General features: G+C 74.8%; 13 protein-coding genes. 8 read left to right on the top strand and 5 right to left on the bottom strand.

Going from position 1 to position 13,966, the window contains the following annotated elements:
• Positions 1-22: 22 nt before the first annotated feature.
• On the bottom strand, positions 23-610 hold the full coding sequence (locus ACGF1Z_RS05565) for a GNAT family N-acetyltransferase (protein WP_393000150.1): 588 nt from the start codon (positions 608-610) through the stop codon (positions 23-25).
• A gap of 113 nt (positions 611-723) precedes the next feature.
• Positions 724-1,281 (bottom strand): GNAT family N-acetyltransferase, encoded by a 558-nt coding sequence (locus ACGF1Z_RS05560; RefSeq protein ID WP_393000148.1) that lies wholly within the window; start codon positions 1,279-1,281, stop codon positions 724-726.
• Positions 1,282-1,725: 444 nt separating this feature from the next.
• Here ACGF1Z_RS05560 and ACGF1Z_RS05555 point away from each other — a divergent pair, with 444 nt between their 5' ends.
• The 5 genes from ACGF1Z_RS05555 to ACGF1Z_RS05535 all read left to right on the top strand — a co-directional run bounded on the left by ACGF1Z_RS05555 (position 1,726) and on the right by ACGF1Z_RS05535 (position 6,741).
• Entirely contained in the window at positions 1,726-3,033 is a 1,308-nt protein-coding gene (locus tag ACGF1Z_RS05555; protein WP_393000146.1) for an aminotransferase class I/II-fold pyridoxal phosphate-dependent enzyme, read from the top strand.
• 23 nt (positions 3,034-3,056) lie between these two features.
• Complete coding sequence (locus tag ACGF1Z_RS05550) at positions 3,057-4,094, top strand: MBL fold metallo-hydrolase (protein WP_393000144.1); 1,038 nt, start codon at positions 3,057-3,059, stop codon at positions 4,092-4,094.
• 141 nt (positions 4,095-4,235) lie between these two features.
• Complete coding sequence (locus tag ACGF1Z_RS05545; RefSeq protein WP_393000142.1) at positions 4,236-5,102, top strand: GNAT family N-acetyltransferase; 867 nt, start codon at positions 4,236-4,238, stop codon at positions 5,100-5,102.
• An 83-nt stretch (positions 5,103-5,185) separates the two neighbouring features.
• A complete protein-coding gene (locus ACGF1Z_RS05540) occupies positions 5,186-5,983 on the top strand; it encodes a HEAT repeat domain-containing protein (protein ID WP_393000140.1) in 798 nt (265 codons plus the stop codon).
• A 371-nt stretch (positions 5,984-6,354) separates the two neighbouring features.
• The gene (locus ACGF1Z_RS05535; protein ID WP_393000138.1) at positions 6,355-6,741 is read left to right on the top strand and encodes an IS5 family transposase; all 387 of its coding nucleotides are present in this window, start codon (positions 6,355-6,357) and stop codon (positions 6,739-6,741) included.
• Positions 6,742-6,771: 30 nt separating this feature from the next.
• On the opposite strand, the gene ACGF1Z_RS05530 is transcribed toward ACGF1Z_RS05535, so the two are convergent.
• The 3 genes from ACGF1Z_RS05530 to ACGF1Z_RS05520 form a co-directional block, all read right to left on the bottom strand.
• Positions 6,772-7,518 carry a hypothetical protein gene (locus tag ACGF1Z_RS05530; protein ID WP_393000347.1) on the bottom strand — a complete coding sequence of 249 codons (747 nt, stop codon included), beginning with the start codon at positions 7,516-7,518 and terminating at the stop codon, positions 6,772-6,774.
• A 265-nt stretch (positions 7,519-7,783) separates the two neighbouring features.
• Positions 7,784-8,419: a DedA family protein gene (locus tag ACGF1Z_RS05525; protein ID WP_393000134.1), complete on the bottom strand. Its 636-nt coding sequence runs from the start codon at positions 8,417-8,419 to the stop codon at positions 7,784-7,786.
• A gap of 142 nt (positions 8,420-8,561) precedes the next feature.
• Positions 8,562-9,341 (bottom strand): MBL fold metallo-hydrolase, encoded by a 780-nt coding sequence (locus ACGF1Z_RS05520; RefSeq protein WP_393000132.1) that lies wholly within the window; start codon positions 9,339-9,341, stop codon positions 8,562-8,564.
• Between the two features lie 148 nt (positions 9,342-9,489).
• Between ACGF1Z_RS05520 and ACGF1Z_RS05515 the strand changes: the two genes are divergently transcribed.
• The 3 genes from ACGF1Z_RS05515 (at position 9,490) to ACGF1Z_RS05505 (ending at position 13,873) form a co-directional block, all read left to right on the top strand.
• The gene (locus ACGF1Z_RS05515) at positions 9,490-9,894 is read left to right on the top strand and encodes a hypothetical protein (RefSeq protein WP_393000130.1); all 405 of its coding nucleotides are present in this window, start codon (positions 9,490-9,492) and stop codon (positions 9,892-9,894) included.
• A gap of 295 nt (positions 9,895-10,189) precedes the next feature.
• Complete coding sequence (locus tag ACGF1Z_RS05510; protein ID WP_393000128.1) at positions 10,190-12,364, top strand: phage holin family protein; 2,175 nt, start codon at positions 10,190-10,192, stop codon at positions 12,362-12,364.
• 66 nt (positions 12,365-12,430) lie between these two features.
• On the top strand, positions 12,431-13,873 hold the full coding sequence (locus tag ACGF1Z_RS05505; RefSeq protein WP_393000126.1) for an amino acid permease: 1,443 nt from the start codon (positions 12,431-12,433) through the stop codon (positions 13,871-13,873).
• Positions 13,874-13,966 lie beyond the last annotated feature (93 nt).

Below are 13,966 nucleotides of genomic sequence, written 5' to 3'. Positions count from 1 at the left end.
CTCGAAATATGAGACTCCCGTCTCAGGATGTGGGCGATGATTCTGCGAACAGAGAGACTCTGTAACGGAGTTCGGTGAGGAGTCGGCCGCCCGTGTCGTCCGTGGCGGTGGCACCGTCCGGATGCCAGCCGGCCCGCTCGTAGAACGCGCGGGCCCGCGCGTTCTCCTCGAACACCCACAGCCCGGCCTCCCGGAAGCCCGCCTCGCGCATCGCGTCGACGGTCGCCGCCAGCAGCGCCCGCCCCACCCCTCGACCCCACGCCTCGGGGACGGCGTACAGCGTGGAGAGCTCCGCCGTGACCGAAGCGACGAGGTGGCCGCCTTCCCCCTCGCCCTCCGCCTCTCCCGCGCCCCCGGCCGGCTCGTCGTCCGCCGGCCAGGCCCGGAAGCTGGAGAACGCCGTCACCGCCCCGGCCTCGTCCTCGACGACCGTCACGACGGGAGCGCCGGGCGCCGTCAGGCGTTCGCGCCACACCCGGGCGCGCTCGGCGACGTCGAGGCCGTCCAGACAGGTGTCGGGGACGAGACCCCGGTACGCCGCCTGCCAGGAACGGACGTGAACGGCCGCGAGGGCGGCGGCGTCGGCAGGGAGCGCTCTGCGAAGCGGCATGGGGGGCATTCTGGGCCGCGTCCGGCCGCCGGGGCCACGCCGTATCGGGCGTGCCGCCGAAGGAGAGCGGACGGCGTTCCCCCGCGAAGCCGCCGCTCCGGTGCCGGCGCGCGTCACCCGCGCGAGCCTCGCGGGACCGCCCTCACCGGCTTCTCCGCGCGCCACTCCCAGCGTCGCTCCCCGTCCTCGAACTCCTCCGTCGGTGCCAGGCCCGCCGCCGCGGCCACCGCCGCCGAGGCGTGGTGCTCCGGGTGCACGTGCGCCAGGAGCAGGGGTGCACCGCGCTCCCGGAGCCAGGCGGCCAGGACCGCCGCCGCCTCGCGGGCCAGGCCGTGGCCCTGCCACGGTGTGCCGACCACCCAGGCGATCTCGGCACGGTCCGGCATCACCGTGGCCTGCACGGTGCCGACCGCCGCGCCGGATTCCCGCAGCCGGAGCACCCAGTTGCACCACGACGTCGTCGAGGGATCGGGCGCGCCCGCGAGGAGGCGCTCGTAGCGGGACCTGAGCTCCGGCTCCGGGAGCGGGGCGCCGCCGATGAAGGAGTGGAGGGCGGGATCGGCGAGGGCCCCGGCCATCTCGGCCGCGTGATCGAGCCGCAGCGGCTCCAGGTCCAGTCGGGCGCCCCTGAGGGGGGCGGCGGAGACGCGGTTCGGCTCGTAGGTGCTCATCCGTACAGTCTCCCGGCCCCTCGCCCGGATCCGCCCCTCGCCCCGGATCCGCCCCCTCGCCCGGATCCGCCCCTAGGTTCGGAGCGGCCCTCGTCCCGGACCGACCGCCCCCGGGCCGGCCCGGCCCCGCCCCCTCGCCCGCCCCCAGCACCACCGCCCCCACATCACCCGGCGCGACCGCCTTCACCTCACCCGGCGCGACCGCCTCCACCACCGCCTCCGCGCCGCCTCCAGCGCACCCGACGCGACCGCCCCCCACCGCCACCTCCCGCGCACGGCCGTGAACGGCCACGGGCAGCGCCGCGACCTCGCCACGAGCGGCGAAACCGCCCGAAAGTCCGTATAAAGGGCTCTGAAGGGTCTCGGGGCATGCTCCGCCTGCGCCGCCCCGTCGGGCCGGCCAGGCAGGTACGCCGGCGCAGGAGGTTTCGGGAGGATCGGGACATGCAGCGCGACGTGCGGCGGACAGCCCCGGAAGGCCGCGGACCGGTGCGCTACGGACCGCCCGCGCCGGAGCCCGGACTCCCCGTGCTGCCCGGCCTCGCCGCGCTCCTCGCCGCCGCGGCCGGCCGTACGGCCCCCGAACCCCCCGGCGGCGGGCCGGTACTGCGCGAGGCAGCCGCCGGATACTGGTGGCGGCGCGGACTGCGCACGCACGCCGAGGACGTCGTCGCCGCTCCCGGCGCCCCGCCCCTGCTGCTCGCCCTGATCGCCGCCCACGGCGGCGATCTTCTGCTGCCCCGTCCGTGCCCCGCCTGGTGGACCCCGCAGGCCCGGCTCCTCGGCCGTCCCGCCTACCACGTGCCCACGCCCGCCGAGTGCGGCGGCGTTCCCGACCCGTACGCGCTCCTGGAGACCGTCCGCCGGATCCGCGCCGAGGGCGGCGACCCCCGACTCCTGCTGATCTCCGTCGCCGACGACCCCACCGCCACCGTCGCCCCGCCCGAGCTCGTCCGCGAGGCCTGCGAGGCGGCCGTCGCCGAGGGGCTGCACATCATCAGCGACGAGACCTGGCGCGACACCCTGCACCGGCCGCACGAGACCGTGCTGCTCAGCCCCGCCGAGATGTGCCCCGACGACGTCACGGTCCTCACCGACCTGGCCGGCGCCCTCGTCCCCGCCGCCTGGCCGCTGGCCGTCGCCCGCTTCCCGCCCGCGACGGCCGCGAGCGCCGACGGCTACGGCGACCGGCGGGCCCGCACGCTCGACATCCTCACGGCACTCGGGGCGCTCGTCCCCGGACCGTTCGCCCCGGCCGCCGCCCACGCACTCGACGAGCCCGAGGACGTCACCGTACGGGCCCGGCTCACCGCCCACGTGCACGGCAGGGTGGCCGCGGCCGTCCACCACGCCGTGCTCGCGGCCGGCGGCCTCGCCCGGCCGCCGCAGGCCGGACGGCACGTGTACGCCGACCTCGGCCCGCTGCGCACCGGGCTCGCGCTCCGTGGCGTCACCGACTCCCTCGAACTGGAGAACCACCTCACCGAACGGCTCGGCACCCCGGTGCCCGGCGGTCACCGCTTCGGCGACGAACTCGGCGCGCTGCGCGTGCGGTTCGACACCGCGGCGTTCCTGGGAGGGACCGAGGAGGAAAGGTCGGAATCCCTCGCCTCCCCGGGACCTGAGGAATTGCCGCACGTGGCCGCCGCGTTGAGTGCCTTCGGAACCGCACTCGAAGAACTGGACGACCGGGACGGGCAGTCGGCGATGCCCGCGACGACGACGGACCGGCGAATCCCCGACAACGGTTGACGGAACAGACGGAGGCCGCAGAGATGACGGAACAGACGGCCCGGCCACCCCGGACCCCGGACTCCGCACGCACCCCCCACGCCCCGCGGCCCGCGCCCGCGCTCCAGCCCCTCGGCCGGCTGCGCCACGACTGGCCGCGCAGCTTCGCCGACCGGCTCACCGCCCCGCTGCCCGGTGTCCGGGCCATGGCCCGGCTGGCCCGGGAGGGCGCGGTCCGCCCCGGGCCCGAGGGACTGCGTGACATCCCGCAGCTGCCGTTCGCGCCCGGGCCGCTGCCCGAGGCCGGACCCGACACCGTCGCCGTCACCTGGGCCGGACACGCCAGCTGGGTGCTGCGGGTCGGCGGGCTCACCGTCCTCACCGACCCCGTCTGGTCCCGCCGCATCTTCGGCACCCCGGCCCGGCTCACCCCCGTCGGCGTCCGCTGGGAGGACCTGCCCCCGGTCGACGCGGTCGTCATCAGTCACAACCACTTCGACCACCTCGACGCCCCCACCCTCAAGCGGCTCCCGCGCCGCACCCCGGTGTTCGTCCCGGCCGGACTCGGCCGCTGGTTCACCCGCCGCCGGTTCAGCCACGTCACCGAGCTCGACTGGTGGGAGGCGGCCGAACTCGGCGGCGTCCGCTTCGACTTCGTACCCGCGCATCACTGGTCGAAGCGGACCCTGCTCGACACCTGCCGCTCCCTCTGGGGCGGCTGGGTCCTCACCGACCGCACCGGACGGCGGATCTACTTCGCCGGCGACACCGGCTACGGACACTGGTTCACCGAGATCGGCCGCCGCCATCCCGCCATCGACCTCGCCCTGCTGCCGATCGGCGCCTACGACCCGCGCTGGTGGCTCCGGGACGTCCACACCGACCCCGAGGAGGCCGTCCGCGCCTTCCAGGACCTCGGCGCCCGCCGCATGGCCCCCATGCACTGGGCCACCTTCGTCCTCTCCTCCGAGCCCGTCCTCGAACCCCTCAGCCGCGTCCTCACCGCATGGGACGAGGCCGGTCTGCCCCGCGAGAACCTCTGGGACCTGGCGGTGGGCGCGTCCCGCGTCCTCGGCGCGTAGGCCGCCCCCGGAAGTGGCGCCCTGAGCCCAGGGCCCGGCCGAGCCGGTCGGGACGCGGGAGCGGTCGGCCGCCCGTCGGCCGGCGGCTCCCCGCCCGAAACCCGGGTGCGGGCCGGGGACCCCGTGGTGTGTGATCGGGGCATGACGACAGTGCTGCGGGAGCCGGCGGCGGACGAGCTGCGTGACGTGGTGGGTGTGCTGCGGGAGTGGCAGCGCGAGGGGACGCCGATGCAGCTGCATCCGGGGGACCTGGGCTGGTACTGGCGCTTCGGCGCGGGGGCGACGGCCGCGGCCGTCCGGACGTGGAGCCGGGACGGGCGGGTGCTCGCCGTGGGGCTGCTCGACGGCCCCGGGCTGCTACGGCTGACGATCGCGCCGGACGCCCGTCAGGACGACCGGCTGGCACGGCAGTTGGTCGCCGACGTGACCGACCCGGCACGGGGCGTACTGCCCGCGGGAAGGGCGAACATCGAGGCGCCCGCGGGTGCGCTCGTGCAGGACCTGCTGGCCGCGGAGGGCTGGGACGCCGACGAGCCGTGGACGCCGCTGCGTCGCGACCTCACCGAGGCGGTGCGGGACCCCGGTCTGCGGATCGAGGTCGTCGGGCCGGGGCAGGCCCGTGCCTTCGCCACCGTCCACCGGTCGGCGTTCGACGGATCACGCTTCACCGACGAGGGATGGCACGCGATGGCGGCCGGCTCGCCGTTCGCCGACGCCCGGTGCCTGCTCGCGTACGACGCCCGGGGCGGCGCGGTGGCCTCCGTGATCGTGTGGTCGGCCGGCCCGGGCAGGCCCGGACTGCTCGAACCGATGGGGGTGCACCGGGACCATCGCCGTCGTGGCCACGGCACGGCGATCTGCGTCGCCGCTGCGGCCGCACTCCGGGAGCTCGGTTCGTCGAGCGCGCTCGTCTGCACGCCGAGTTCCTTCGTCGCCGCCGTCGCCGCGTACCGTGCGGCGGGCTTTCGTCCCCGTCCCGAGGTGCGGGACCTGTGCCGGGCCGCATGAGAGTTCCCCGCCGCGGCCGCCCGCTCCCCGTCGCGCCCGCCCGGCCCGCGGGCGCGGCGTGCGGCCCCGCCTAGCATGCGGACATGGCGATCTTCGTGCACCTGACATCCGCGGCGAACGCTCAGCGGATCCGGCGGTCCGGCGTCCGGGCCGACGCCCGTGGCCAGGGCGGTGTGCGCGGGGTGTACTGCTTCCCGGTGCTGCCGTCGTACACGCTCACCCACCAATGGCTGCGCGAACTCGCCCGCTTCGGCAGCCGCGGCGGCCTCGTGGCCGTCCATGTGCGGCTCGACGACGAGCAGCGGGTGATGGTCGGGCACTACGGGGACCGGGCCCGGGAGGCGCAGGCGACCGTGTCCGCGGCCGAGGCCGTGCGGCGTGTCGCGGCGCTCGACGACCCGCGCGGCTGGGAGGTGTTCGTGCCCCGGGCGATCCGCCCGCGTGAGGTGCACCGGATCCGGACCGCGCCACAGATGGTCGGCTGGAGGTACCGACCCGACGCGCACGGCGTGCGGCCCTGCACCTGCTTCGGGTGCCGGGTGCGCGGCGAGTACGGCGGACGGCGTCTGCGCGAACGGCTGGCGCATCCGCTCGACGGCCCGCCGCCGCCCGTCGCCGTGCTGCTCGCCAGGATCGCCGCGGCGGGCGACCCCGGCGACCCGGAGGTGCTGTCCGAGGCGCTCCACTGGTTCGGCATGCGCCGCCGGGGCCCGATCGACCGCCTCGCTCCGCTCGCCGCCCACCCCGACCCCCGCGTACGGGAGAACCTGGTCTGGGCGGTGGGGCGTTGGACCACCCCGGGCGTCGCCGACCTCCTCGACGCACTCGCCCCCGACCCGCACCCCGACGTCCGGGAGGCCGTGGCGGAGGTCCGCGACTAGGGCACTTCTTTCGGATCATCCAGAGCTGCGTAACATCGCCCCTCAGGACTGGGGAGGCGTGAGACATGGGAATCTTCCGAAGGAAGCGCAGTGGGCAGCGGATGCCTCCGCCCGAGCTGGTTGCCGAGGCCAAGGCAAACCCGGGGGGCTGGGTATACGAGATCGACGGGAACATGGTCGATGATCCGAACGGGGCTGTGCCCCCTGAGGCCATCATCGCGGCTTGGCAGGTAGACGCTCGCGGCCGGCTCTCGGGCGGCTACCAGGCAAACCCGAACTACCGGCCCGGGGCGACAGGGCAGTAGCTCGTATGAGACGAGGTGGTACGGCCGTTTCATCCCGGTCGTCGACTCGTTGGTCTGGTCGTGCCGTTGACTGACGCGCAGTGGGCGCGGATCGAGCCGTTGCTCCCGGATCGGACGCCGCGACGGGGTGGCCGGTGGCGGGATCACCGTGAGGTGATCGATGCGATCGCCTGGAAGTTTCAGACCGGATCGCAGTGGGTCCACCTTCCCGAGAAGTACGGAAACTGGCGAGGCGTCTACAACCGGTTGCGGATGTGGGCCGTCGACGGCACCTGGGAGCGGGTGTTCACCGCGCTCATCGCGCAGGCCGACGCTGAGAAGGAACTCAACTGGGTCGTCTCGGTCGACTCGACCGTCGTGCGTGCCCACCAGCACGCGGCCGGAGCCCGCAAAAAGGGGTTCCGACCGGCGAACCTGCGGACCACGCCATCGGCAGATCCGGCGGCGGGCTGACCAAGATCTTTGGTCCGCCAGGCCATAGAGTCAGGGGCCGGAGCGAAGCGCATCGTCCCAGGCGCCGGGACTGCGGTAGTGGTTTTTGTGCCCCGCGGCGAGTACGTGGTGCAGTTCGGCAAGGTGCCGGGTGTCCGCGGGGAGGTCCAGCAGGTCGAGCAGGTCCAGTGCGGCAGCCGGTTCCAGATCGCCGTAGACGTCGTGGAAGCTTGCCAGGAGGCCGCGGAAAACGGCCGTGTGCAGGGCGGGCAGCCGCATGGCGGTGCGGTATGTCGGTTCCTTCACCGTCCAGCGCACCGGGCCCGAGCACTCCAGGACCCGGCGGGCTCGGCGGAGCGGGGCTTCCGATGCCTCGGCGACCACGCGGTCGATGTCATTGCCGAGGGTCTCGGCGAAGGCCGTCGCGGACGTGGTGTGGTCCTCGAACCAGTCCACCCACAGCGAGTAGGTGACGGCCTCGACGTCCCGGTCCGCCTCCAGCCGCTGACGGTAGCCGTCCCACAACACGTCGGTCGGCAGGGGACCTTCCTCATCCTCGTTCGCGAACCGGATCTCGCACGTGACCCAGTACTCGTCGAGGAGGTCCAGCAGCCCGAAAGCCAGCCGCAGCTGGTCGGCCGCGTCCAGGTCTTCGGCAAACACATCACCGGCCCAAGAGTGCGCTACCTGGTTGGCGGTGAGCAACGCGTCTGGCTTCTCGTCGCTCACCCATCCGTCGCACACCTGGCTGACGCCCTGATCAGCCAGCCACTGCCGCGCTGCCTCCTCGGCTTGCATCTCCACTCGGGAAGTATGACAAGCCCCGCAAGATCCAAACGAAACAGCCTAGGGCGGCCCGCGGAGGGGGTCCGGGCTGCCCGCGTCACGCGTGGGCCGCGGACCGGCCTGACCGCGCACCGGGCTGACCACGCACCGGGGCCCGAGGCCCGGGACCTGTGGCCCGGCGGCTGGACTGATTGCCTGTGGCCCGGCGGTCCGGCTGATTGCCCGAGCCCCGGTGGCCCGGCTGATCGCCCGTGGCCCGGCGGGCCGGGCGGCTGTCCTACGAGGGCGCGTGGCCGGTGCCGCGCAGGCGGCGCCAGAGGGCCGGGGCCGCGCTGATCAGGACCGTGAGGCCCACCGCGGCCACCACCCCCTGCCAGGGCTCGGGGAACAGCGAACCGCCGAGGATGCCGATGAGCTGGTACGTCGCCGCCCAGGCCAGGCACGCCGGCAGATCGCCCCGCGCGAAGCGCCGCAGCGGCATGCCGGACAGCAGGCAGGCCAGCATCACCGGGATACGGCCCGCGGGCACCAGCCGGGACAGCACCAGCACCGACACCTGGTGGGTGTCCAGGCGCTCCTGCGCCTGCGCCAGCCGCTCCGGGGTGGCCCGGCCGCGCAGGGCCGCGAGCCAGCGCGAACCGTTGCGGGACCTGACGCCCCGCTGCCCGAGCCAGTACAGGGCCAGGTCGCCCAGGAACGCCGCCGTCGACGCCGTCAGGAAGACGAAGAGCAGCGCGAGCGGGGCGGAATGGTGGAACGCCACCACCGCGGCCGAGCTCACGATCGCTCCCGTCGGCACCACCGGCACCAGCGCGCCGAGCGCGACCAGCAGGAAGAGGGACGGATAGCCGACGGCCTGCTGCGTCGACTCCGGCGGCAACTCCCGCACCGCCGCCACGAGTCGTTCGATCACTGCGCGGCCCCCGCCGATCCCGTTCTCGCCCGTGTCCCTGCTCCCGTTCCCGTACCCGTGCCGGTGGCCGGATCCCCGTCGGCGCCGGTGCCCGTCTCCGCACCCGTGTCCGGCCTCGCCCCCGGCCGCCCCTCGGCCCGGTTCACCGCGCGACCTCCGGGCGGACCCGCTCGCCGTGGCCCAGCAGGTGCACCGACACCTTCGGGGCCAGGCGGGCCGCGTGGCGCACGAACTCGGTTCCCGGGGCGTGGAATTCGTGCGGACGGATCGCGTCCAGGCCGATCGGCCAGTACGTGCCGTAGTGCACGGGGACCGCGGCCGCGGGGGACAGCGCGGCCAGTGCCTGGGCGGCGCGGCCCGCGTCCAGATGCCCGTGGCCGAGGTACGGGCCCCAGCCGCCGACCGGCAACAGCGCGACGTCCACCGGGCCGACCGCCTCCGCCATCTCGTCGAACAGGCCGGTGTCACCGGCGAAGTAGGTGCGGGCCTCGCCCTCCACCACGTAGCCCAGCGCGGGGGAGCGGTGCGGGCCGAGCGGGAGCCGTCGCCCGTCGTGCAGCGCCGGCACGGCCCGTACCGTCACGCCCTCGACGGACACCTCGTCGCCCGGTCCGAGCTCCGTGAGCCGCAGCCCGTCGGCGTCGAGTCGGCGCAGCGCCGGTACGGCCCGGGGCGCGCCGCTCGGCACGATCACGCGGGTGCCCGGGGCCAGCCTCGCCAGCGAGGGGAGGTGGAGGTGGTCGGCGTGCAGGTGCGAGACGAGCACCGCCTCGGCCCGCGCCGCCTCGGGCGGCGGCAGCGCGCCGCGACGGCGGCGCAGATGCGCCAGTCTGCGCGCGAAGAGCGGGTCGGTCAGGAAACGGACCCCGGAGTCCTCGACCGTGCACGTGGCATGACCCCACCAGGTGACCTCCACCGCCACGCCACCCTTTCCCGTAGCCGAACCCACGACCCTTCCGTAACGAGGGTAAATGTCCGCAGCCGACGATGTGGCCGGTCTTCCACGCACCACCCGCCCTCGGTGCACGGAAGGGGGCGGCTGCTGTCCCGCGACACAGTAGGGTCGGTCCATGGACGACGTTCGGGTGGCGGCGATCGCCAGCCTCACCCCGCTCGAAGAGCTCGACGACGACCCGTTTCTGGTCGACACCCGCAGCCAGTACGCCATGTGCGTCCGCTGGGCCCGGGACAAGGGTTACGTGGTGACGAGGCAACTGCTCTGCTACGGCATGCGGCCCGACCACCAGGCGCTCTGGGCGGACGTCGAGGAGGGTGCCGTGGACCTCTTCGTCGCCCCGAACGAGCGTGTTCTCGCCCGCGCGTTGACGGACGTGCCGGAGTTCCTGGCCGAGTGCGAGCGGCGCGGCGTGCGGCTCGAGACCGCCGGTCTCGACGAACCCGCGTACGACGCGCCGATGAAGGCCGGGGTGCACCGCCGGCTGTCCATGCCCACCGCCGGGTACGACGGCTCCTGAAGCCCGCGGGACGTGACGCGCCCCACCGGCCCGCCCGCCCCACCGGCCTGACGCGCCCCACCGGCCCGGCGCTCCACCCCATGCGCCCCAGGGGCGCGACGCGCCCCTCCGGCTCGACGCGCGCCCTACCTGGGCGCGCTGCGGTTCGGCCCGCTCGGTGGGTCTCGGCTCCGGGCCCCCGCCCCCGCACACCCTCGCCCCTCCCGTCCGGTCAGGTCCCGCCCCGCCCGCCCACCCCGACCCGCCGCCGTTGTGCCACGCTTGAGGCAGGAAACAGGTGAAAGGTGAACCAGGCGTGGGTGAACGGCGAGGGCGGGCCCCCGGACGCTGGCGGAACGCGGGGCGGGCGCTGTTCCGGGTCGTCACGGTGTGGGTGGTCTCCACGCTCACCCTGCTCGTCCTGGCCGCACTCCTCCCCGACTTCCAGCTCCAGTCCCCCGACGGCGACAGCATCACCAGGACCGCGCTCACCGCGGCCTGGTGCGCGGGCGCCTTCGGCCTGCTCGGGGCGCTGGTCTGGCCGCTGATCGTGCGCGCCCTGCTGCTCGTGCCGGCGCTCGTGCTCGGCCTGTTGGTGTTCGTACTCAACGGCTCGCTGCTGCTCGTCGCGCTCTGGCTGATCCCCGACGGCCGGGGCGCCGCCGCGCCCGAGACCGCCGTCGTGGTCGCCGCCGTGATGTCCGCCGTCGCCTCGGCCACGTCCACCGCGCTCGCCGTCCGCGACGACGACGCCTACCGGCGCCGCCTCTACCGGCTCACCGACCGCAAGCGCCCGCGGATCGCTCGCGAGGGCGGCGCCGAACCCGTCCCCGGCACCGTCTTCCTCCAGCTCGACGGCGTCGGCCACCGCGTGCTGCGCGACGCCGTCGCCGACGGCCTGATGCCCACCGTGGCCGGCTGGCTCGCGAGCAGCCACACGCTCGTTCCGTGGCGCACCGACTGGTCCAGCCAGACGGGTGCCAGCCAGCTCGGCATCCTGCACGGTTCGAACGAGGACGTGCCCGCCTTCCGCTGGTACGAGAAGGACACCGGCCGGCTCATGGTGTCCAACCGGCCCGCGAGCGCCGTCGAACTCCAGCGCCGCGCCGTCGAACGCACCGGCGACGGAGGGCTCCTCACCCTCGACGGGGCCTCGCGGGGCAACCTGTTCAGCGGCGGCGCCGACCAGATCGCGCTCGTCCTGTCGACGGCCGCCCGCCGCGGCCGCCGCAACCGCTCGCGCGCCGGCTACTTCGCGTACTTCTCCGATCCCGCCAACGCCGTCCGCACGGCCGGCTCCTTCGTCGCCGAGGCCTTCCGCGAGCTCTTTCAGTCGACCCGGGCCCGGTGGCGCCGCGTCTCCCCGAGGGTGTCCCGCGGCGGTCTCTACCCCTTCGTGCGGGCCTTCGCCACGGTCGTCGAGCGGGACGTGGTGGTCGCGGCCGTGATGGGCGACATGCTGGCCGGCCGGACCGCCGTCTACGCCGACCTGGTCGCGTACGACGAGGTCGCGCACCACTCGGGGCCGCAGGGCCCCGACACCGACCAGGTCCTGGCGCGGCTCGACCGGGCGATCGCCCTGATCGCCGAGGTCGCCGAGCACGCGCCCCGCCCGTACCGGATCGTGCTCCTCTCCGACCACGGGCAGAGCCCGGGGGAGACCTTCGAGTCCGCCTACGGGCTGACGCTGCGCGACCTGGTGCGGGTCGGCTGCGGACTGCCGGTGTCGCGCCGGGTGCGCCGGACTCGCTGGGGGCACCCGCGGACGGAGTCCGGGGGCGGTTCGGAGGCCAGGGACGCCGCCCGCGACGCGCTGCGCAGTGCGCTGCACCGTCCCTTCGACCCGCCGGAGGAGGAGGCCGCGGAGGCGGCGGCGGTCGCGGCGGCCCGGGCGCCCGAGCCGGTGGTGCTCGCGTCCGGGAACCTCGGGCTCGTCTCCTTTCCCGGGGTGCCGCACCGGATGACGCGTGAGGAGATCGACCGGCTTCATCCCGCACTGCTGCGCACCCTGGCGCAGCATCCGGGCATCGGTTTCCTGCTCGTCGCGAGCGAGGAGCACGGCTCGGTCGTGCTCGCCCGCGACGGGGTCGAGGTGCCGGTCGCCGAACTCGACGACGACGGGCCGCTCGCCGTCTTCGGCCCGGGCGCGGCCGCGGCCGTGCGGCGCACCGACGGCTTCCCGCACGTCGCCGACATCATGGTCAACTCGATGTACGACCCGGTGGCCGGCACGGTCCACGCCTTCGAGGAGCAGATCGGCTCGCACGGCGGCCTGGGCGGCGAGCAGGGACGCCCCTTCCTGCTCCGGCCCCGCGAGTTCGCCGCCCCGCCCGCGGACCTGGTGGGCGCCGAGCAGGTGCACGGGGTGCTGCGCGGCTGGCTGCGGGAGAGCCAGGGGCCGCAGGTGCCGCTGGAGATTTCTCCGCCGAAGGGCGATGCGGAAGCGATTCTTCCGGTCGACGGGCCGGCGGTGCCGGACAAAAACGGGTGATTTGGAGCGTCGTCTCAGCTTCTGGACCATGGGGGCGTTTGTTCGACGAGAGGCGCACCACCCCCCATGAGCACGGCCACCCCCGCCCCCCGCACGCCTGCACCCCCCACCTCCGGATCCCCGGCCCCCGGATCCCCGGCCGCCGCCCCCGCACCGGCCGCCGCCCCCGTGCCGAACGCGGCGCCGGACCCGCAGCCCAGCAGGCATGCCCGGAGGTTCGGACTGCCGGTCGCCACCGCCCTCGTCATGGGCAACATCATCGGCGGCGGCATCTTCCTCCTCCCCGCCTCCGTCGCCCCCTTCGGCACCATCAGCCTGGTCGCCTTCGGCGTGCTCACCCTCGGCGCGATCGCCCTGGCCCTCGTCTTCGGCCGGCTCGCCCACCGCCTGCCGCAGACGGGCGGCCCCTACGTCTACGCCCGCGCCGCCTTCGGCGACTTCGCCGGCTTCCTGGCCGCCTGGTCGTACTGGATCACGGCCTGGGTCTCCAACGCGGCCCTCGCCGTCGCCGCCGTGGGCTATCTCGACGTCGTCGTCCCCGTCCACGAGTCCACGCCCGCCACCATCGCCGCCGCCCTGGCCTTCCAGTGGCTGCCCGGTCTCGCCAACCTGGCCGGCACCCGCTACGTCGGCGCGGTCCAGGTCGTCGCGACCGTGCTCAAGTTCGTCCCGCTGCTCCTGGTCGCCGTCGGCGGGTTCTTCTTCTTCGACAGCGCCAACCTGGGCCCGTTCCAGGCGAGCGGCGGCAGCCCGCTCGGCGCGGTCTCGGCGTCCGCGGCGATCCTGCTCTTCAGCTATCTCGGCGTCGAGTCCGCCGCCGTCAGCGCCGGGGAGGTCCGCGACCCGCGCCGCAACGTCGGCCGCGCCACCGTCCTCGGCACCCTGGGCGCCGCGGCGCTCTACCTGCTCGGCACCCTGTCCGTCTTCGGCACCGTCGCCCACGAGCGGCTCGTGACCTCCACGGCCCCGTTCTCCGACGCCACGGACATCATGTTCGGCGGCACCTGGGGCGGCGTGGCCGTCGCCTGCATGGCCATGGTCAGCATCCTCGGCGCGCTCAACGGCTGGACCCTGCTGAGCGCCCAGGCCCCTTACGCCGCCGCCCGCGACGGCCTCTTCCCGCAGGTCTTCACCGTCAAGCGGCGCGGCGTCCCCACGGCCGGCGTCGTCGTCACCGTCGTGCTCGCCTCGCTCCTGACGGTCTACAACTACACCGCCGGCGCCCAGGGCGTCTTCGAGACGCTGGTCCTCGTCACCACGTTCACCGCCACCGTGCCGTACCTGCTCTCCACGGCCGCCCAGATCTTCTTCCTGCTCTCCGGGCAGCGCGACAAGGTCTCGCGGGCCCGCCTCGTCCGCGACGGCCTCCTCGCCCTCGCCGCCTTCGGCTTCTCGCTCTGGCTGGTCGCCGGATCCGGCTACGCCGCCGTCTACCAGGGCGTGCTGTTCCTCTTCGTCGGCGTCCTCGTCTACGCGTTGATGGCGGCCCGCAAGGGGCGCGCCGCCTGACACCGGGAGGGCCGCCGACGCCGGGACACCCGGTGCGGTGAAAAGTGCTCCCCAGGCGTAGGCCGCCCGGGCGGAATCCGCCGGCCGGGCGGC

The sequence above is a fragment of the Streptomyces sp. NPDC048018 genome, from assembly GCF_043202995.1.
GTDB lineage: Bacteria > Actinomycetota > Actinomycetes > Streptomycetales > Streptomycetaceae > Streptomyces.
The sequence above is the reverse complement of the archived record's forward strand: the minus strand, read 5'-3'. Positions and strand labels throughout refer to the sequence as shown.